This window comes from Vibrio sp. DW001, from assembly GCF_029016285.1.
In the GTDB taxonomy this organism is placed as follows: Bacteria; Pseudomonadota; Gammaproteobacteria; order Enterobacterales; family Vibrionaceae; genus Vibrio.
In genome coordinates this window covers 1,675,512-1,696,026 of record NZ_CP091975.1, presented here as the reverse complement: position 1 = coordinate 1,696,026, position 20,515 = coordinate 1,675,512, and the positions used below count along the sequence as shown (strand labels likewise).

Below are 20,515 nucleotides of genomic sequence, written 5' to 3'. Positions count from 1 at the left end.
TTGAAACACTTCATCCCCACGAAAGTTGGGGATCGAATATCAAAAAGATTCCCGTTCTCACGGGAATAACAATATCCTCATCAATACTTTATTTTTACCGATCAATATTCAGTGCCGATACTTCGTTTTTATTCTGCGCTATTTGTGGGTAATAACTACACCTCTTCTCTAGATTGAAAATCTACCTCTTCAATTTTGACGCTGCCTGACACCACAACACCATCATCGAGGCCAGTAGGCTCTTCACATGAGCAGACTTGCTGAAGAATGAAAACCAAACGGTCCTCATTTAACGGTAGCGGATTGCCTTTTATTGACGACGATTGCATTGCATCCCTTGCCACTCGATGGAATGATGTCTTACAGATGCCAAACTCACTTAGATTCGGCAACTCAAGCCGTTCTAACATCATTTTGATCCACGCTACGCTGTCCAAATAATTTGCCTCAGGATTTCCGGTGACGATTTTGGCTATCTCCCGGTAGCGATTAAGAATATCACCTCGTCCCATATCCTCTGCCGATTTGATGTTTTCATCCATGACAAAAGGGGCCAGTCTTGCGGTAATAATACTGTGAGGAGCCTCTATTTTTCCCCCTAGAGATGAGGCTAAACCATGAGCAGCGCCCAGCTTAGCGTTGCTAATGGCCATTCCACCTAGCATTGCCGCAAAGGCTAGGTCTGATCTCGCTTTATAATCATTATTTTTACAGCCTGGAATGGCCGCTTCCGTCAATCGCCTTAACCCTTCTTCACAAATTGTATCTGTCAACGGGTTTGGGTCGCCGCACACATAAGATTCCATCAGATGAGTAAAGGTTTCGAGCGCACCTCTGCTAGATATATTCAGGTTGGTGTCATAGGTTAACTTTGGGTCAATAATCGCCACGTCTGGCAAGATATCGGGTGAACGAAGGCTCACCTTAACCCTGTCTTGACCAGACCTCAACACGGCTTTGTTAGTGACTTCTGAACCCGTGCTTGCCGTGGTTGGGATAGCGATAAATGGAAGCGGTTTGGTTTTTAAAGGGACACTTCGACCAACAACTTCAACGTAGTCATAAAGATCCCCTTGATTTGGGATAATCGCTGATAATGCTTTTCCCATGTCAATAACGCTCCCACCCCCTATCGCTACGACCATATCTGGCTTAAATCGACGCCCCACTACAGCCGTTTCTTCTACCATGGAGATATTGGGTTCACCCGATATCGATACATGTTGGTATCGCATATTTTGGCTTTTCAAATAACCTACTACAGGCACGGCGCGAGCCATGTTTTTTCCAGTCACAAGTAAAACACTATACCCATATTGGTTGAATACAGATAAGGACGAATTAAGTGCTCCTTCACCAAATATAACCTTTGCCGATGTCATAAACTGAAACATGCAGACCTCCATTAAAATTTCTAAAACTAGGTTGCTTGAGTTTGAGTTCTTGTTTATTGATTTAGTACAATGTGCGTGCACTCTCTCGAGTGTAATTGTAAAACTATGTATTTGTTCACATTGTGCATGTATATGGAATGACAAGCTCGACGCCTGTCTCGACCAACAATTCGACGTATATTCTTTCACCTATATTTAATGATAGATTATACCTATCAGATTCAAAGGATATTCCATCTTTATTTTCTTCAAATATTAGGGCATAGTGAGCGCATAAAAACATCGTTAGTCCATAAAAAATGGTTAATCCATAGCGAATTAGTTAGCTTAAACAGATTTAGGAGAGAAGTTATGTTTGTTGTTATTTTTGGTCGCCCTGCATGCCCGTTTTGTGTCCGTGCGAAAGAAATCGCGGAATCGTTGAAAGAAGGTCGTGATGATTTTAACTATCGTTATGTAGATATTCACGCTGAAGGTATTAGCAAAGCGGATCTAGAGAAAACAGTGGGTAAACCTGTAGAAACAGTGCCTCAGATCTTTATCGATCAAGACCATGTTGGTGGTTGCACAGAATTTGAAACTTACGCTAGAGCGAACTTAGGCTTGTAGTATAAAGTGTCCAACACGAGTTATCTGATATTAAAGCCCTTTCTAGGGCTTAAAAATAGAAATGATGTCAAATGAAGTAGCATGAAAGCCTTGTTTATCAAGGCTTTTTTATTGAGTTCGATATGGTAAAAAGTGACTAAACATGATGTTTGTGGTCAATTAGTGGACATTAATTATCGAGTGGGTTTAGTCTTACAGCATCTTGTAAGTGGTCAGGGGCTAGGTGTGCATAAGTCATAGTCTGCGTTATAGAAGAGTGACCAAGAATTTCTTTAAGTGTCAAAATACTACCACCATTAATCATGAAATGACTCGCGAAAGTATGCCTTAAAACATGGTTCTTTTGTCCCTTCGGTAGATCGAACAATTTACCAATCCTTTGTCTAAGATTGTGGTGTGGATTTGTAAGAAATAATGCGCCGCCGTCTTCTGGATATACTTCCTCATAAAGAGCTTTGCTTATCGGTACAGTACGGTGTTTACCTGTCTTAGTATCTGTAAAACGAATTCGATACGGAGTGAGATTCGTAGCCTTAAGAGAAATAGTTTCCGTCCATCGGGAACCCGTCGCCAAACTGATTTTTACGGCACTGACCATTTCTTTGTCGTGTGAGATATCATTCAATAGTATTTTTACTTGTTCATACGTCAAGAAAGTCATTTCTCTAACAGGCTCTTTGGGGCGAGAAATCCCCTTAATTGGGTGTTGCGCTGTAAAGTCACCGCTATCAATCAGGACAGTGAAAACATTGCTTAATGGGGATAGCATGCGCCGGATAGTGGCAGGTGATTGACCTTTTTCTAAACGGTATGTTTTCCAATCAGAAATTAATGAATTATTAATTTTATTTGCTTGAGGATTATTTAGCTCATTGCAGATGATATTTAATTTATTGCGATAGTCTTCTGCTGATCGTTTAAATTGACCTGACTTTTTCCACCATATCTCAATAAGCTCAGAAAGCTGCCGCCTATCTTCTGGTAGTCCTAACCATTCTTTATTGTGGTGAGTCGCTAGAATGTGTTTTTCATACGCTAGAGCTTCATTTTTTTTATCAAATAACTTTCTGAATCGTTTACCGTTCCTCCCCGAAGGGCGTAAATCGACGCGCCATTTATCACCCTCTTTTTTGATGCTCATAATATAGGTTTCATAACTATCGTTACGGCTTTGCCAATAATTTTAAAGTTGCGGCCATTATTGTGGTTAATCTGAAAGGCGGAATATTTAAGATTATCTGAAATGACGTTATATAGCCCATTAGCTATGTCCCAACTAAGACGTTTAACATATACAGCATCATCTATACGAATCACGTAAACACCATTTGAAACGGGATGTTGAGTTTCTCTTATATCTACTAATAGCCGATCTTTGTGGCTTAACGTTGGTTCCATTGAATCGCCATCTACAAAAATGATTGAACTATTTTTGTCATCTAGTCCGAATTCATTAAGCAGTTCGGTTGGGATGTGAAATGTCCCTATTTGATATTCGGTTTGAACCAAAGAACCTGCCCCAGCGGCAGCGTAAACATCGTATACAGGAAGTTTGCTCCATTTTTCAAAATGAGATAGAGGAATCATCTCTGACGCGTTGCTTTCATATGTTTTAGCACGTTCATTAAGTTGCCTGATAATAGACTCGTATGCTTTGTCTTTGTCTATCTCGCCATAATCTGAACTTTTTAAGTCATCAGGTGTTGTGATGTACTTCTCAATTATTTGTTTTTGCACATCAGCATGAAAATTAGAGAAATGGTATTCAAAGGCTTTACCTCTTCCTACCGCCTTTCTTTTTAACCAATTGTTTCTATTTGCTTTTTGGGCAATTCCTGTAGTGCTAGAGGGTACGCCATCTAGTTCGAGCAGTTCCGTACTAAGAAACCATTCACGCATAATTTTTTCCTTTTTTCATTGACATGGCATGACCAAACACTTTTAATAAGTACCAGTAAATAACAAAACATGAAATGGCATTGCATAACCCGCCAAAACATATAGAGGTAAGTAGCATGATAGACCATGAACAAACAAAAATAAATATTGAAGCCGCCAATTATGCGCCATTCGTCACGCCTGAAAAATTTGCCGAACTGTCGGGCATGACGGTTAATGCTGTAAATAGTGCGGGTGATGAAGGTCGTTTACCAATGATTCGTCGCACTGGTAAAAGACGCGGCAAGCGCTTTGTCAACATGTTGGCCCTTGCTCAATATGCGAAAGAGCAGGCACAAGAAAATCAAGATTGGAAGTCAACGATATGAGTACGCCACTACACAGCATCAATATAGATTTTTCACATTCGAGTGAAGCAAAAGTCCTTTTAAAGTGCGTGACCGCCGGAAAAATCATTGCCGCGCATCGAGACTATCTCGACACCATTCAAACACAACTCATTGATGCAATCCAACTGTTAGAAAGCTTGGAAGAATAACGATAAGAATTCAAACAAACGGACGACTACAAGGAAATCACTAATGGTCACTATCTCAATTGATATCAACACCTTTGAAGAAGCGTTGAACCTGCAAAATGTTTCCGCTATCAGGCACAACGCTCTATTAGAAGGGGATGCAAGTCGCCTCACCACGAGCCAAACGTTAATTAGCATGATGTGGAAACAAATCCACCTTGAAGCCGGAAACGCCATGGAAAAGCTACAAGCCAATAGTGACGATGAGTCTGATTATCAGGATGAGGGCTAAGGCATGGCAAATATCACTATTAAGGTTCACTCCTTAGAAGAGCTAGAAAGTTTGTATACCTTAGCCGCCGATAGTATTAGCGAAATTATACACCTCCCGACAGAGCAGGAGCGCGCCACATTGACTATGTGGAAACGCATTCAAGCTGAGGCACATTCAGCCATCAATGAGGTGTGCAATGTCAATGCATCCCCTCGCCTGAACGCGCAATAAGGCAAGCCCATGTCACGCAATAAAAAGTATGAATTAGCCCAACATGAAAAAGGACTAAAAAAGGTCACGGTATGGGTTCCGGTTGAGCGTGAGCCGGAATTTAAAATACTTGCGTCGGCTTGTTGTGACCATCGGAATTTAACCTTTAACACCTTGCGCGATGTACAGTCAGGAAAGTTTGTTTCCCTAGAGCGTATATAGCTTTTATAGCGTCCGTCACTGGTGACAGCATGAAGAAGAGGAACAAACAAAGCCATGATAGTATCTAGCTTTCAAACACACTTTTACCCAACACTGCCTAAGTTTGTGGTGAGTGATATAAACAAAAAAGTTTATGCCCGTTCAAAGCGTGAAAACGCATCCCGTAGCAGTCTTGAATCCTTCGCAAGGGAAGTGACAAAGAAAAGCTTTCTGTCTGCTGAGCACATCGAACACCGCTACCCCTTCGCCAGTCGTCGCATTGACCGCAATGAATACCGCAAAATCACCCGTTACACTGAACGTAAAAAAAGACGCATCGGCAAGATTCAAACCAGTATCAAATCCGACATGAACGCCTTGACGCATGACATTCTAATGCTTGATGAGAAGCGTAAAGAATTTGGTTTAACGCTCGTCACGCACCTACAAAAACTAATTCTTGAGTTTGATGGTGACGGCGATGAACATCACCTTCGTTTACTGTGCCGAAAGCTGTCTAAATTAATAAGGCATTATCACATCACGCCGCCTCGACTACCCAAGCGCCCTACTTTCGAGCAGTACTTTACCGCTATCACTAAGATGACCACAGACGATTGGATAAACGACCGATTAGAGCGTTTAAAGTTTGAGTACATTGAGTACTCACAAATCGCGCTTAGTCGTGTAGGCAGCAATGCCAATCAATCAAAATACGTCAGCGCCATGACGCTCAATAACTTTCTAGAAGCGCAAGATAAACAAGCTAAGTTCCTAGCCGATTATTGTATCTACAATGCGGATGAAGATATCAGCGTTGATTTAGAAAATGTCTTCATGGCGAGCACATCGAACCCTGAGAACCGCCGTATTGAAATGATGGTAAGAAGTCGAGGCTTTGAAGAGCTGGCCAACACTAAAGGATACACCGCCGCGTTTATTACGTGGACACTGGCGAGTAAGTACCACCGAAACAGTAAGAATTGGAATGGTGCAAACCCGAAAGAGGGACACCAAAACCTCATGAAACAGTGGTCACGAGCAAGGGCAATACTTGCTAAGCAAGGGATAGATTATTTCGGTTTTAGAGTAGCCGAGCCACACAAAGACGGAACCGCGCACGCGCACTATTTCCTATTTTGTAAAGAAGATGAAAAAGAGCTCATTGTTTCTACATTGCGAGACATTGCCATTGAAGAAGATAAACAAGAGCTTTACTACAAGACGGTTAACGGCAAGTTGAAGAAGCGAAATAAGCCGGTACTAAGGGCGCGTTTCGACTGCAAATTTTGCGACCCTTCCAAGGGTGGCGCAACGGCCTACATTGCTAAGTACATAGCAAAAAACCTTAACGGCTCGCACATGTCCGAGGCCGACAAAAAAGCCGCGCAATCGGTGCGCGCTTGGGCTTCCCTTTGGCGCATTCGCCAGTTTCAGCAATTCGGTGGCGCACCTGTCTCGATTTGGCGCGCACTGCGCAAAACCTCGACCGAGGAAATTAAAGCACTCAAATGTGATGAACTCACCGACCTACACGGCCATGCCGACAAATCAAGATGGAAAGACTTTGTTCAAGGCATCGGAGACGCGCAAATTACCTATGAAGAGAAAGAGAACCGCTATTTTGAAACGGTAAAGAAAATCGTTGGGTTCTCCTTCATGCACCATTGCGTTAACACCATCAAAGCGCAGTGGGAAATCATTAGAAAATCCGATTTAAAAGCGACTCCAAAAAGGGACGGAGTCCCGTCTCGGAGCACTGAAAATAACTGTAACCCTGCTCCTGAAAAGCCACTTTCGCCGTTAGAAAAAGCCCTCATGGTGGTCACAGGATGGAATGCCAAACGAGTTAAGACCCTACTCACTCCGCTAGAACGGGGCGAGAAAGTCCCAATCGATGAGCACATGACAGTGAGTATTCGAAATGGACGGTTAGCCGTGACGTAAACGCGGCTAAAAACGATTTTCAGATGCAATCCCCAAACGGCCATCGAGTAAAACAAGCCTGATTTGCTCGATGGGTGTTTCAACAAGCGAAGCGCGTTAGTGTATTAAGAGAGGAACGATGTTAATTACCTGCCCAAAATGTGAAAGCAAAGCCCGAATAGCCACTTCGCGAGCCATGAGCAAAGAGACACGCGAGGCATATTGTCAGTGCATGAACTTAAATTGCGGGGTTATCTTCGTGACCTACACATCAGTGCATCGGATTATTAAACCAGTTGGGGGAAAGCCTAATCCGAACCTCCAACCTGAGTTGTGCAGGCCGGAGGATTTGGATCAGATTGATTTGTTTGTGGAGACTTAATTGTTCAGCGTACTAATCAAGGATTAGTTCTGAGTTTATCTTATAGTTAATAGGGTCTAAGGTTGCCTTTTTTAACTTCACATGCAGATAGCATTCATCACTTAGAATATCAATTACTTCGTCTTCTAGTTCAGGTGAGCACCTACAACCCAAAATCACCTCTTGGATAGAATTAGGATCGAATTCTCTGAGAAATATAGTCCCATAATCGGTATCAAAAGCTTTGCTATCGGCTAAGCTGAATACTGCTCTAACCTCTTCTTCATAAGCCCAACATGAAAATTTTTTTCTTAGAACTTCTATGCCAAATTCAGCAATATTCTTACTTCCATCCAACCATGATAAATCTAACTCTGGTCGTTCGTTTGTATATTCAACTCTATGTACACCATCCGAATTGTCGAGAAATTGGCTACCTTCCTCTATTCCAATAACGATACCTGTATGACTAGAAGCATAGTGGGACCACATCAAAATATTCGAGGGACATTTAGTGAGACAAAACACCCCTACTATCTGACTTATTATTTCTAAAAAGTCCTGCGCACTTTGCCATTGAGTGTCCTTATCCATAGTGTTGTCAACTATCGTGGACACAAACCTATCAGCAGAATTTACGATATCATCCTTGAACTCTTCATATGTGCCCTTAAATAACTCCTGTTCAATTACTTCCTCATAGAACTCGACTAAGTTTTCTTCATCTAGTAAGTACTTTTTCATCTCTTCATGATCTGTGCCATTAGAAATTCGAGGGATGAACTCATAAGGATCATTGAACTGGTTAGGAGGCGTAATTTTAAAACTCTTGTTTTTTAAGCTAATAATGCCGTCAGGTGCAGTATATTTATAGAGCATGTTTTTTCCTTAGTTAGATATCTTATTCCTGAGAGTGACGGGTTTACAATTGAAATTAGCTTTATTCATCACTGCAAACCCAAAATCTCGTGTGTCACTATTCATTGTTAAATCACCGCTTGCGCTACCTTGTGTACTAGATAACGTTTTACCGCACCTTTTGCAGACATCACGCGTTTGACCTCTAGTTTTATTTTGCCTCCATCTCCATTTTGAGCATGGTGCATTGACCATGTTAGGAGCTGCTTCTGGTTGGAGCTTACACTTTCTTGTAGCTTGAAAGACACCGTTCTCTCTAACTCATCATCGTAGAATCGACCAAACCCAGAAAGAATATTGTACCGAGTTATATTGCCTATAATCTCCGTTATTAGATTGTTTTCTGTGTATAACGAGACACTTTTCAAAGTATTGTTATCAAGCGTAACAACATCACCAACTTTTGTGCGTACTATTGAAATAGTCATGTCATCATTTTGTTTTATTGGACGATGAGCTTGTTCTAGTGGGATTTCTAAAGCTTCTTCCATTTCACCAATAAAATGCTCCACACGATTATGAAGTTTTTTTACATGAGGTGTAGCTGGCTCATATGTTTTGTCTAACGTTTGGTTCCATGTCCACTTGATTAAGTCATAGAAAACATTAGCTATTACACTCGCTCCTATTGATAGAGCTACTTTCTCTTCTACGGCTAAAGTAATAAGCTCTTCAAAAGAACCTTTTCTTGATGGATGAATATATATTTTTGCTCCTTCAATTCTATTACCCTTTTTCTTGATCTCACCATCGTTTAATAAGGCATGTGTAGTAATGGAAAGTGCTTTTGCAAAACCTTGTAATGATGTAGACGCATCATACATATCAAGACGTCCCTCATGCGCTTCACCTTTTCGATAAGAGATTTTAAATTTTATTTCTTTCATTATTTTTTCCAACTGAAGTTTAAGTTCACAACCTGAGAGCCAACTCCTATTAGGACACATGGCTGTTTGACTTCCATACGTCATTTATAATTAATCGAGTTCGGGCAAACGGAAGTGTAAAAGACAAGTCCATTTAGATTTTAGAGAATATTTGGATGCAACAAGTTGTGTGGTCTTTTGAATTGACTCTTTACTCAACAAGTTTCACTCCCCCTTAGTGAACGATACCTTCTTTTTTCTGTATAAAAACAGCCTGAATGCGCATTTTTTAATTAAAACGCAAAAAAACGCACGTTTGCGATCCTGCTATTTTTTAGGAATCGCTCTCAAGCCCTTATCCAACAAGCTTTCAAGCCATATACACCATGCGCCCTATTTTGCGCGAATTTAACGTGCGGAATTTCGGTGCGGAGGGGTGGGTGAGTCCGAACGGGGCCTGCGCGCGCTATCTGCGCGCAAAAATACGCACAGTTGCGCATCAGCCATTTTCTAGAATTGGATTTTAGAAAGTCATTGAATATTCAGAAGATCACCGAGTTGATACCGTCATTCTAAAGGCATCATTTAGAATTGAGGGAAAACGTATGTATGTAACGTGTCCGATTTGCTATTCCAAAGCGCACGTCATTAGCAAACAGAGACAAACAGCCAAGCAGAGTGAACACTCATGTCAGTGCTCTAACTTGAATTGCTCTTCTTCTTTCAAGGTATCTCTAAGCCTGATTGGAGGTATTAATCTTCCAAAGAAACCGGAGGCCACATGTTAGATTGCCCTAACTGCGGTGCGAAATATCGAATCGTAACTTCGCGGATAATTTCCAATGAAGTAAGGGAATTTTGCTGTCATTGCACAACGTGCCAGGCACGATTTCGCCAGTACGCTGTATTTGAAGAATTTATTGTGGAGAATTCCAATAGCCAACCCCCTGATGAGCAGGCACAACCCGAAGTAGCAAAGAGACGAGAGAAGATTATTAGCATGCTGACCCCATCACAACGACCGCCAAGTGATGAGCCTGTAGGGCCAGCGATGGTATTCAAGCAAACCGTTTAATAAATAACAGACACAAAAAAGCCGCTCAGAGAGAGCGGCTTTAGAGTTTTCCAACAGATGATTGTGAGATAAGAAACTGAAGAGGAAACCAAACTCACCTCTTCATAATACCCAACCCGCCGCCGCAATCTTGCTTATCACCTTCTAGAACCGCTATCTAGAATTCTATCCAGTGCAGTTACGTCTTTTAAATCGGTTAAATAGAACCTCACGAAATAGATCCATTTAATAACCAACAGGACAACCCATGGACACAAACACAGATATTAAATTCCGCGCATACAAAGACGATAAGCAAAAACAATATGACACCCTTAACCAAGACGGGGGGTTTTATGTCGAGAGTTCACAGGCCAGAGGCGAACTCATCCGAATGAGAAAAACGGATGAATTTCTCAATCGCATCAACCTCGTTCTAGTGGTGCGAGATATGGACAATTCGATAGGCTTAGGCAGTGGCAAGCTCATTGCAGCACGTACCGATACTGCCAAGGGCGGAACACGCATACCGCGCAAAATAAACCCGAGCACTGGAATGCCTTATGAATGTAAACAAGTTAACTTTGATTCTGCTATCTCCTACGAAACGATGGATGCTTGGGCGCACCATGACGACTTTAATGACTGTTTTGAGCGTGAAATGCAAAAGCATGCGAACTTAGATTTAATACGCGTCGGCTTTTTTGGTAAAGAGACCGCCGATGATTCCGACGAAGCACTTAACCCCAACGGCGAAGATGTAACAGAAGGTTGGATTCAAGCGTTAAGAGACCACAGAGAAGCGTCTATATTAAGCCCTGAGAGCGAAGAGATACGTATTGGTGAAGATGGTCACTACGCTAGCGTTAATGAAGCCGTGTCCGCTGTGAAGGCGAAAATAGCGCCCCGTCATCGTGATGTTAACGACCTCGTTGTATTACTTGGCAGTGATTTAGTGGCTCATGATGCGGCCAGCTTCTATCAAAAACGTGTTGATCCTAAGCAACCCGTTCACCAAATAGAGATGCGACAGATTAAAGAATCCTATGGCGCCATGCCTGCCTTTATGCCGTCTTGTTTTCCTGCACGGGGTATCATGGTCACCAGTTTCGACAACCTATCCATTTACTTCTTAGCTCGCGCCTTTAGGCGTTCATTTGGAAGACGCAACGATAGATTCAACCGTCTAGAGAGCTTCGAATCAATGTCGCTGTGTTACATCATTGAGCAATTAGACAAAGCCGCTGCCATTGATTTCGATGCAGTCAAACTTAACAAAAATGGTGCTTGGAAATAGCCCCAAGATTTTAGTGAAAGGAGCTCGCCTATCACTTGGTCGGGCTCGTTCGTTCAATACGAAGAAGAGGACAACATATGTTTATATCTGATCCAATCTGTATTTTAACCGCAGGTGTGTCTGTTGGTGGTAGAGAAATCAGCCAGCAAATTATCGACGAAATGGCAGAGAGTTATAACCCAAGTGTTTATACCGCTCGCATAAATAAAGACCAAGAACGAAGAGGTGAAAAGCTTGGCTCTGTTGCTTCACTAAAAAAGCATAGTAACAAGCTCTATGCGGTGCTAAAGCCTAATTCAAGGCTATTGCATACCGTTGAGCAAGGACAACTGTTACACGCGGCTTGTGAGTACATAGAAGAGTTTGCAGGCACAGGCAAAGCTTACTTAACTGGCCTTGCGTTAACGGATAACCCATCCTCTCTAGGTACCACTCAAATTCATCTTTCAGCTACTTCTACGAATAACGTTGTGAAGAAGAGTTCGTTCTATAAGAAAGAAGATCAAATCAGTGTCTTGAAAAACAGAGTCACCGAGTTATCTGCTCAAGTAGAGAACCTAACCATACAGGCCATTGCACTTACAGGTGAGTCTGATAGAGAGGAAGAGGAAGACATGTACCTTTGACCTCTCACGACGTCAAAATACAAAAAGGCTACTATTTCTAGTGGCCTTTCTATTACTCATTCATTTTTATGAAGTCAGAAATCTCTACTTACTTTCAGACATAAATGAGTTTGAACTTGTGCTCGTACACAAGCTCCAGAGATTAGTTCAAGTAACTTTAAACCTTAAACGTTTACTAGCTTTTTTTATTCAGAACACTAAGTTTTCCAACTAAAACTGAAATAAACATAACCATATGCAATGTACCTACTAAAGACATTCCAATAGCTAAGATTCGTTCAGCAGTACTTACAGGAGATAAATCGCCATAACCTACTGACGTCAAAGAAATCATGCAATAGTAAAAAATATCGAACGATGATATGTACTTCCCTGTATTTAGAAAAGCATTAGTCATAATAAATGGGAATGAAAACAAAGCAGCGACTATGATTAGTACCAGTACATATACTACAGGAATCATCGCCATATCATAACGATGAGTTTTACTTAACGTTGACTCTAAACGAAAGAATGTAAACACATAGTAGATAAATATCATACATGCTGATGTTAATGCGTATACGGTGGAATTCTCTACGAACACGTGTAAATACATTATCAACGGCGTTATCACCAAAATAGGAAATACCCAGTTAATCAGCCCTAACCAAATCGTTTTCCAACTCATAGCTTCCCTCTAAATTAACGACAAAAGTTTACGCTCATTATATGACACATTGCCACATAACCTCTGATGCAACTACAAAGATCGCCTTTTTATTCTATATAAAACAATACACTAACAGCATAGCGGCCTTCATACCAATAACAGTATGCGCTTGTAATCCGTATATCTCCAATATGACAGCACATCTGCTTTACATCAAACACATTGACAAAACTATCTAAAAGACTGTGGAGATAATAGTTTGCTAGGAACAACGAAATATAGAATCTGAAATGACAAAAAGGCCACTCCGAAGAGTGGCCTTTTCTTTTTGCATAGATATGCAAAAAGAAAAGGCAGGGGTGGAGAGATTCGAACTCCCAACACGCGGATTTGGAATCCGCAAAATTTTGTCCTATTTTTGGTCCCACCCAATGACAAGACCGTTTTCTATTGTAATTTTTAGTCCATATCTATTCTTGCCCGACTTGTTGTACTTCCAAATCTCTTTTGTTTTTGTTTTGAGAACTTTTTGAGAGATGTCTTGTGGTTTTCCTAAAGAGTCAATTAGTTCGTCTTTTGTTTGTCCTTGCCAAAAAGTTTTTTTCATAAGACGGTTAACTATATGTTCGTTTCTATATTTCGCCATGAGGCGTTTTCTTCGTTGTCTGGTTGAAATGACATTAAAGAAGATTGCAAATACAACTACGATTACTAAAAATTCCCAAAAGCTCATAGGTTACCTCGGTTACCAACGTTTAATGTGCGGTTATTTTAATTTATTGTGTGGTACTTAAAACCGTACAGTGATTAGGTGCTTCTAATCTTGGCTATTATCGTAAATATTTTATAGATTGAAAAGCAACACATTTTATATGATTAGCATGGTTAATTTTATTCCTTTGGGATAATTAATATCATTACCCTATAAATCAATAGGATAGAATCATAAAAAGACCAAGACAGGGCTTGCCACTCGGCATGGATACTATGACAGACAATAGGGTTCCTCAAGTAAGCAAAAAAGTGTTAAAAAATAAGTAGTGGTCACTTAGTGGCGCTAATAAAATATAATTACTTATAAATCATATAGATATGTTCATAATTAAAGCCCTTTCTAGGGCTTTTTTTGTACTCAAATTTTATCTAAGTACATATACCTCATCGGTTTACAGTAATCTGAACAATTGACTGAACCAGCAATGCAGATGCATTAAGCAGACTTCAATGGCGTCTCTTGAACCGCCTGAGAAATGACATTTACATTGTTCAGCTTGGTATTCTTCCAATAATCAAAGAAAAGCTTAAATTACGCTTATCTTTTATAAATATTCAGATACAATTCATTCATACGCCTTCTATTTCAAACTATAAATTTTTGAGTTAAATCTGTGAATATTGATGTCGCTTTAATCCTTGAACAGAATCAAATATTACTCGTTTTTGTCGTCCTCGCCATTGGCTTAGCAATAGGTAAAATACGCTTTGGTGGTTTTCAATTAGGAAACTCAATTGGCGTGCTTATTACCGCTCTCGTCATGGGTAACCTTGGGTTTTCAATTGGCCACGAAGCATTAACCATTGGTTTCATGCTATTTATCTATTGCGTCGGCATTGAAGCTGGACCCAACTTTTTCGGCATCTTTTTTAGAGATGGTAAGCATTATTTGATGCTGAGCTTAATTGTGCTTATTTCTGCTATTTCTCTAACCTATTTCGCTAGCCGCTTGGTTGGATTAGATTACGGTCTCTCGGCTGGACTAATGGCTGGAGCATTAACTGCAACGCCGGTTTTGGTTGGTGCACAAGATGCTCTGAATTCGGGTTTAGCCACACTTCCGCATAATGCAGACATGGAACTGGTGTTACAGAACCTATCTGTTGGCTATGCGCTGGCTTATCTGGTTGGTTTGATAAGTATGATACTGTTTGCGAAACTACTACCCAAGCTGCAGAAGCAAGATTTACACGATAGTGCAGAACAAATAGCACAGGAACGTGGTATTGGTAGTGCCGCCCATAGAAAGGTTTATTTGCCGATTATTCGAGCGTATCGTGTCGGCAAGGAGCTCATTAATTGGATCGATGGTAAAAACCTTCGAGAGCTGGGTATCTATCGTCAAACTGGTTGTTACATCGAAAGAATCAGGCGCAACGGCATACTCGCCCATCCTGATGGAGATGCCATCTTACAAGAGGGCGACGAAATCGCATTGGTTGGTTATCCCGATAGCCATGCCCGCTTAGACCCGAGTTTTAGAAATGGTAAAGAGGTATTCGACCGCAATTTACTTGACCTTCGAATTGTTGAAGAAGAGATAGTCGTAAAAAGTGACAGCATATCTGGTAAAAAACTGTCAGATCTTAACCTTTCGGAATATGGCTGTTTCTTAAACCGAGTAGTCAGAGCTCAGATTGAAATGCCAATGGACCTCAACATTGTTCTAGCTAAGGGTGACATTCTGCAGGTTAGTGGTGAAAAGAGCCGCGTGTTAGGGCTAGCCGAACGTATTGGTTTTATATCTATACACAGCCAAATGGCGGATCTATTGGCTTTTTGCAGTTTTTTTATCCTTGGTATTCTCTTTGGGTTAGTTACCATGACTTTCGGTCAAGTCACCTTTGGCTTAGGTAATGCAGTTGGACTTTTACTCGCAGGTATTACCCTTGGGTTCTTAAGAGCAAATCACCCAACCTTTGGCTACGTTCCTCAGGGCGCACTGAATATGGTGAAGGATCTTGGCTTAATGTTTTTTATGGCAGGAATAGGTCTTAGTGCGGGTGGAAATCTATTCACCTTTATGAATCAAACCGGATTACAGATCATACTAATAAGCTTGATTGTAAGCGTGGTTCCAGTAGTCCTCGCTTACCTTGTTGGTGCTTACGTCTTTAAAATGAATAGAGCCCTACTCTTTGGAGCAATCATTGGTGCGAGAACCTGTGCACCAGCAATGGACATTGTTAACGAATATGCAAGGTCCACGATCCCAGCACTAGGTTATGCAGGTACTTACGCTATCGCGAATATTTTGATGACACTTGCAGGCACCCTACTCATCATTTTGAGCTGAGTCAATTTAAGCCCACGCTATCGTCTTGTCCTTATGATCAAAAAAGCGCTCAAATGAGCGCTTTTTTATTACCACGTAAACTTAGATATCGATGATATCAAAGTCGACAGCAGGATTAACATCCGCCTCGTAGTCGACGCCATCAACGCCAAAACCAAATAGCTTCAAGAATTCTTCTTTATACTCAACGTAATCGGTCAATTCTTTCAGATTTTCAGTCGTAATTTGAGGCCACAACTCGCTACAGTACTCTTGAATGTCATCGCGCAATTCCCAGTCATCAAGACGTAAACGATTACTTTCATCCACCTCTGAAACTGAACCATCCGCTTTATACAGACGCTGGCTAAACATGCGTTGGATCTGTTCGATACAACCTTCATGTACGCCTTCTTCACGCATCTTCTTAAACACCATCGCGATATAAAGAGGCATAACCGGTATAGCAGAACTTGCTTGTGTAACAACAGACTTTAGTACCGCGACATTGGCACTGCCATTAAGCGCCACCAATTTCTCATTGAGTGCATGGGCTGCACGATCTAGATCCATCTTCGCTTTACCGAGCGCGCCGTCCCAGTAGATAGGCCACGTCAATTCCGTGCCAATGTAGCTATAGGCAACGGTTTTGCATCCCTCAGCTAACACACCGGCTTCAGATAAAGCATTGATCCATAGCTCCCAATCTTCCCCACCCATAACGGTAATCGTATCATTGATTTCTTGCTCGTTAGCTGGTTCAACACTCGCTTCGATGATCACATCTTTATTTGTATCAACGGCAGTGGAACTATAAGCGCTTCCGATCGGTTTTAATGTTGAACGTATCAACTCACCTGTGTCAGGCAGTTTACGTACAGGTGAAGCCAGCGAATAGACGACCATGTCGATCTGACCCAAATCTTCTTTAATGAGATCAATCGTTTTCTGTTTTGCTTCATTAGAAAACGCATCACCATTTAAGCTTCTCGCGTATAGCCCTTCTTCATGTGCTAGCTTTTCGAAGGCAGCCGAGTTGTAATAACCTGCTGTTCCTGTTTTCTTTTCGGTACCCGCTTTTTCAAAGAAAACACCAATGGTTGAAGCCCCACCACCAAATGCAGCGGTAATTCGAGAAGATAAACCGTAACCACTAGAAGAACCAACCACCAAAACACGTTTTGGTGCATTAACAATAGGACCTTGAGCTTTGGTGTAAGCAATCTGTTCTTTGATGTTTGCTTCACAACCTACTGGGTGTGTAGTGGTGCAAATAAAACCACGAATTCTAGGTTTGATGATCATTTTCAGCGTCCTTTAATATAAAGCTTGGGCAATAGTAACAACTTTGCCTTTAATATTCTGGCTAGAATAAAAGGTTAATCAAGAAATCGCATCAATTTTCTTATAAATTACTGTTGATTTATAAGTGGTTGGAGTAGTTGTCGCATAAAATGGCGCACGTATAACCGAAATCAGCGTCAAACAAGACCATTATCACTTTTTATAAATACAGTTTGGGATTAGACAATAGAAAGGCATCTCAGATGAGATGCCTTTGGTGTCCAATTTTTATTGGGTTTATTTAACCAAACGAACGCTAAGCGACACTGTTGAGCTTTGGTTCTGATTGCTTATAAGTTTTCACTTCAGAGAAATCATGACTAAAGTGGTCAACTTGAATGGCTTTACTTCGTAGCGCTTCAGCATCATTAATCTGCTCCACTTCTTTTTGGGTAAGAACACCCGCTTCCAAAGCTTGTTGTAGACGTTCGACTAACGGACCTTTTCTCACGACCTTACCATCCTTAACGCCCTGAATGAGTTTTCTTTCAAGCCCGCGAACACTATACAACTTGATAAACGCGCGTTCCATCAACCCAACCGCATCATCGTCTTTCACGCCTACGTAACATAGGTGAGTTAAGCGGTCACGATGCGCGCCCGGCGTCATCAAAGATTCTGCAATCTTAACAGACAACTGATCCGCTGGTTTCTTAAAGTGATTACCTAATGGGAATACAAGCACACTTAACATGTGTCCAGCGATACGATTAGGGAAATTGGTATACGTTTCTTGTAGCGCTTGGGAAGCGCGATACAAGCAATGTTGGATAGAATAATCCACATATACCAAGTCACTTTGCTGACGTCCTTCATCTTCGTACTTCTTCAGTACCGCTGACGCCATATAAAGAAAACTCAATCCATCGCCTAATCTTGCCGATATCATCTCTTTACGTTTTAGATCACCACCCAACGTCGCCATCGCCACATCAGAGCTAAGTGCCAAAGCTCGACTGATACGAGTTAGGTCTTTGTAATAACGTTTTGTTGGACCACTCATATGCGCTTTGATAAACGCTGAGCCAGTGATGCCAGCAGTAAAAGCACCAAAGGTGTTCTTGAGACCATGGCCGATGTGTTTGAATAGCAATTCATCGAACTCTTTAGCGCCTTGGTCTTGGTCTGGGTTTGCGGCTGCTGCCATCTCTTTTAACACATATGGGTGACAACGTGTTGCACCTTGACCAAAGATCATAAGGTTACGAGTTAATATGTTCGCCCCCTCCACCGTGATCGCAACAGGCGCTCCAATATATTGGTTCGCGAGATAGTTCATCGGACCTTGTTGAATGCCTCGACCAGCATGAATATCCATTGAGTCATCAAGCAACGTACGCGCCATTTCCGTCATATGGTATTTGGCAATAGCAGTGACAATTCCCGGCTTCTCTTTCAGATCGAGTGAGGTCGTCGTTAATGTACGTGTGGCTTCCAACATATAAGTCAGACCACCGATACGGCCCATCGCTTCAGCGACACCTTCAAACTTACCAATGGATAAACCAAACTGTTTACGTACATAAGCATAAGCACCTGTCGTACGTGAAGTAAGGTGTCCGGTTGCCGCACCCATTGCTGGCAAAGAGATACCACGACCTGCAGACAAACACTCAACCAACATGCGCCAGCCTTTTCCTACATAATCTTGACCACCGATTACCCAGTCCATCGGAATAAACACATCTTCACCACGAGTAGGGCCGTTCATAAATGCAAGGCCAAGTGGGTCATGACGGTCGCCAATCTCTACGCCTTGATGATCCGTCGGTATCAGGGCACAGGTGATGCCTAAATCGACCTCACCACCAAGTAGGCCGTCAGGATCTTGAAGCTTGTATGCCAAGCCCAATACAGTAGCAACTGGCGCTAAAGTAATGTAACGCTTGTTCCAGCTAATTCGCATGCCAAGGACTTCTTCGCCTTCGTGCATTCCCATACAAACCGTACCCATATCTGGAATACCACCCGCATCTGAACCCGCTTCGGGACCCGTTAAAGCAAAACATGGTATTTCGCGCCCATCAGCAAGCCTTGGTAGCCAATAGTCTTTCTGTTCTTGAGTACCATAGTGAGAAAGCAACTCACCAGGGCCTAAAGAGTTGGGTACCATTACCGTAACGCCAGCACTGCCATTACGAGAGGCAATCTTTGTCACGATGGTTGAGTTAGCATGAGAAGAAAACGCTCTTCCTCCATACTCTTTAGAAATAATTAGTGAGAAAAAACGCTCTTTAAGAATATAGTCCCAGACATTTTTTGGAAGATCTCTGTCTTTCTTAACAATCTGATGGTCATCCAGCATTTCCAACAAAGTTTCAACCTCATTGTCGATGAACGATTGCTCTTCCGTTGTCAACGAAGGCTTTGGATAATGGTGCAGCTTTTGCCAGTCTGGTGACCCAGAAAATAGGTCGCCATCCCACCACACACTACCCGCTTCCATTGCCTCTTTTTCTGTGTCTGACAATGGTGGTAATACTTTCTTAAACATTTTAAATGCTGGGTCGCTTACCCATTTTCTACGTAGAGAGCACATAGTCCGATCCTTTTGTTCTATAAGTACTTTTATTATAAAAATAAGTAGTTAGTTATTGGTAACGTTTCACTTTGCTTAAACAGTTATTTTTCTTGTTCAGCCCTTAATCCGCGCTAACCCCTGCCGCTAGATAAGGGATAAGTTGATTAATTACTACCGATGAATCAACCGCTTGACCATAATCGTTAATTGCAATTTCACTTAATGCCTGACTTGAGGCCATAGTGAATACGCACGTCCCCAACGTAAAATGCAATCGCCAAAAAAGCGTTTCCGGTGACAAATTTGGGTTAGCTTTAACAATCAAATTAGTAAATTGAGAGAGCACTTCATTATATCGGGTGGTGATAAACCATCTCAAGTGGCCTTGAACATCGGTATAGCCTCTTCCAATCAATGACATAAAACGAGATGCGCCATGAGGTCTTAATTCATTGAGTTGCAACAATGGCTTCTTCAAACAAGAAAATACGTCTTCCATTGAGAAATTATCTGTTTGGCTTAAAATACGCAGTTCTTCACCGACGGCAGGCATAAAAGCTTCTAAGTATCGATTAAGTACAGCCCTTACTAAGGTTTTTTTATCTCCAAAGTGATAATTGACCGACGCCAAATTCACATTAGCTTTACTGGTTATCGCTCGTAATGAAGTATCGTTAAAACCTTGCTCTGCGAATAGGCTCTCCGCTACATCTAATATCTTATCTTTCGTTTTGTTTTTCTGAGCCATTTCAATCAACCGTATTAAACAACTGTTTGAAATATACATACACCGAAC

Annotated in this window: 22 protein-coding genes, 1 tRNA gene and 1 pseudogene; 13 read left to right on the top strand and 11 right to left on the bottom strand. The window is 41.6% G+C overall.

Annotation, left to right across the window (positions count from 1 at the left end; genetic code table 11):
* Positions 1–155: 155 nt before the first annotated feature.
* Entirely contained in the window at positions 156–1,394 is a 1,239-nt protein-coding gene (locus L3V77_RS07885; protein WP_275136511.1) for an iron-containing alcohol dehydrogenase, read from the bottom strand.
* A gap of 351 nt (positions 1,395–1,745) precedes the next feature.
* On the opposite strand from L3V77_RS07885, the gene L3V77_RS07880 reads away from it, so the two are divergent.
* Positions 1,746–2,003: a GrxA family glutaredoxin gene (locus tag L3V77_RS07880; RefSeq protein WP_275136510.1), complete on the top strand. Its 258-nt coding sequence runs from the start codon at positions 1,746–1,748 to the stop codon at positions 2,001–2,003.
* Positions 2,004–2,172: 169 nt separating this feature from the next.
* Here L3V77_RS07880 and L3V77_RS07875 read toward each other — a convergent pair whose 3' ends face one another.
* Entirely contained in the window at positions 2,173–3,144 is a 972-nt protein-coding gene (locus L3V77_RS07875; RefSeq protein WP_275136509.1) for a tyrosine-type recombinase/integrase, read from the bottom strand.
* A complete protein-coding gene (locus tag L3V77_RS07870) occupies positions 3,141–3,902 on the bottom strand; it encodes a S24 family peptidase (RefSeq protein ID WP_275136508.1) in 762 nt (253 codons plus the stop codon). Before L3V77_RS07870 ends, L3V77_RS07875 begins: the two co-directional genes overlap by 4 nt.
* Positions 3,903–4,018: 116 nt before the next feature.
* Between L3V77_RS07870 and L3V77_RS07865 the strand changes: the two genes are divergently transcribed.
* The 7 genes from L3V77_RS07865 (at position 4,019) to L3V77_RS07835 (ending at position 7,412) form a co-directional block, all read left to right on the top strand.
* The gene (locus L3V77_RS07865) at positions 4,019–4,270 is read left to right on the top strand and encodes a hypothetical protein (protein ID WP_275136507.1); all 252 of its coding nucleotides are present in this window, start codon (positions 4,019–4,021) and stop codon (positions 4,268–4,270) included.
* Positions 4,267–4,440, top strand: a complete 174-nt coding sequence (locus L3V77_RS07860) for a hypothetical protein (protein ID WP_275136506.1) — start codon at positions 4,267–4,269, stop codon at positions 4,438–4,440. The genes L3V77_RS07865 and L3V77_RS07860 overlap by 4 nt, the downstream gene beginning before the upstream one ends.
* 43 nt (positions 4,441–4,483) lie before the next feature.
* Positions 4,484–4,711, top strand: a complete 228-nt coding sequence (locus L3V77_RS07855; protein WP_275136505.1) for a hypothetical protein — start codon at positions 4,484–4,486, stop codon at positions 4,709–4,711.
* Between the two features lie 3 nt (positions 4,712–4,714).
* Complete coding sequence (locus tag L3V77_RS07850) at positions 4,715–4,924, top strand: hypothetical protein (RefSeq protein ID WP_275136504.1); 210 nt, start codon at positions 4,715–4,717, stop codon at positions 4,922–4,924.
* A gap of 9 nt (positions 4,925–4,933) precedes the next feature.
* Positions 4,934–5,125, top strand: coding sequence for a hypothetical protein (locus L3V77_RS07845; RefSeq protein WP_275135630.1), 192 nt, complete (start codon positions 4,934–4,936; stop codon positions 5,123–5,125).
* Between the two features lie 54 nt (positions 5,126–5,179).
* Positions 5,180–7,051, top strand: a complete 1,872-nt coding sequence (locus L3V77_RS07840) for a replication endonuclease (RefSeq protein ID WP_275136503.1) — start codon at positions 5,180–5,182, stop codon at positions 7,049–7,051.
* 118 nt (positions 7,052–7,169) lie between these two features.
* On the top strand, positions 7,170–7,412 hold the full coding sequence (locus tag L3V77_RS07835) for an ogr/Delta-like zinc finger family protein (RefSeq protein WP_275136502.1): 243 nt from the start codon (positions 7,170–7,172) through the stop codon (positions 7,410–7,412).
* Between the two features lie 12 nt (positions 7,413–7,424).
* On the opposite strand, the gene L3V77_RS07830 is transcribed toward L3V77_RS07835, so the two are convergent.
* Together L3V77_RS07830 and L3V77_RS07825 are read right to left on the bottom strand one after the other, a co-directional pair.
* A complete protein-coding gene (locus L3V77_RS07830; protein ID WP_275136501.1) occupies positions 7,425–8,270 on the bottom strand; it encodes a DUF2971 domain-containing protein in 846 nt (281 codons plus the stop codon).
* Between the two features lie 107 nt (positions 8,271–8,377).
* Complete coding sequence (locus tag L3V77_RS07825; RefSeq protein WP_275136500.1) at positions 8,378–9,196, bottom strand: hypothetical protein; 819 nt, start codon at positions 9,194–9,196, stop codon at positions 8,378–8,380.
* A gap of 760 nt (positions 9,197–9,956) precedes the next feature.
* Between L3V77_RS07825 and L3V77_RS25075 the strand changes: the two are divergent.
* The 4 genes and pseudogenes from L3V77_RS25075 to L3V77_RS07810 all read left to right on the top strand — a co-directional run.
* Positions 9,957–10,037, top strand: a pseudogene (locus L3V77_RS25075) (MJ0042-type zinc finger domain-containing protein); the annotation flags it as partial.
* A gap of 60 nt (positions 10,038–10,097) precedes the next feature.
* The gene (locus L3V77_RS07820) at positions 10,098–10,250 is read left to right on the top strand and encodes a hypothetical protein (RefSeq protein WP_275134984.1); all 153 of its coding nucleotides are present in this window, start codon (positions 10,098–10,100) and stop codon (positions 10,248–10,250) included.
* A 247-nt stretch (positions 10,251–10,497) separates the two neighbouring features.
* Entirely contained in the window at positions 10,498–11,526 is a 1,029-nt protein-coding gene (locus L3V77_RS07815) for a P2 family phage major capsid protein (protein ID WP_275136499.1), read from the top strand.
* Between the two features lie 77 nt (positions 11,527–11,603).
* Complete coding sequence (locus L3V77_RS07810) at positions 11,604–12,152, top strand: GPO family capsid scaffolding protein (protein WP_275136498.1); 549 nt, start codon at positions 11,604–11,606, stop codon at positions 12,150–12,152.
* A 175-nt stretch (positions 12,153–12,327) separates the two neighbouring features.
* Here L3V77_RS07810 and L3V77_RS07805 read toward each other — a convergent pair whose 3' ends face one another.
* The 3 genes from L3V77_RS07805 to L3V77_RS07795 all read right to left on the bottom strand — a co-directional run bounded on the left by L3V77_RS07805 (position 12,328) and on the right by L3V77_RS07795 (position 13,537).
* Entirely contained in the window at positions 12,328–12,822 is a 495-nt protein-coding gene (locus L3V77_RS07805) for a potassium channel family protein (RefSeq protein ID WP_275136497.1), read from the bottom strand.
* 336 nt (positions 12,823–13,158) lie between these two features.
* Positions 13,159–13,234, bottom strand: a tRNA-Trp gene (locus L3V77_RS07800).
* Positions 13,217–13,537, bottom strand: coding sequence for a DUF2845 domain-containing protein (locus tag L3V77_RS07795; RefSeq protein ID WP_275136496.1), 321 nt, complete (start codon positions 13,535–13,537; stop codon positions 13,217–13,219). The genes L3V77_RS07800 and L3V77_RS07795 overlap by 18 nt, the downstream gene beginning before the upstream one ends.
* 655 nt (positions 13,538–14,192) lie before the next feature.
* Here L3V77_RS07795 and L3V77_RS07790 point away from each other — a divergent pair.
* Complete coding sequence (locus tag L3V77_RS07790) at positions 14,193–15,875, top strand: aspartate:alanine antiporter (protein ID WP_275136495.1); 1,683 nt, start codon at positions 14,193–14,195, stop codon at positions 15,873–15,875.
* An 81-nt stretch (positions 15,876–15,956) separates the two neighbouring features.
* Here the strand turns inward: L3V77_RS07790 and fabV are convergent, their stop codons facing one another.
* The 3 genes from fabV to L3V77_RS07775 all read right to left on the bottom strand — a co-directional run bounded on the left by fabV (position 15,957) and on the right by L3V77_RS07775 (position 20,467).
* Positions 15,957–17,159 (bottom strand): enoyl-ACP reductase FabV, encoded by a 1,203-nt coding sequence (gene fabV / locus L3V77_RS07785; RefSeq protein WP_275136494.1) that lies wholly within the window; start codon positions 17,157–17,159, stop codon positions 15,957–15,959.
* 295 nt (positions 17,160–17,454) lie between these two features.
* Positions 17,455–19,737: an acyl-CoA dehydrogenase gene (locus L3V77_RS07780; RefSeq protein WP_275136493.1), complete on the bottom strand. Its 2,283-nt coding sequence runs from the start codon at positions 19,735–19,737 to the stop codon at positions 17,455–17,457.
* Positions 19,738–19,840: 103 nt separating this feature from the next.
* Complete coding sequence (locus L3V77_RS07775; protein WP_275136492.1) at positions 19,841–20,467, bottom strand: TetR/AcrR family transcriptional regulator; 627 nt, start codon at positions 20,465–20,467, stop codon at positions 19,841–19,843.
* Positions 20,468–20,515 lie beyond the last annotated feature (48 nt).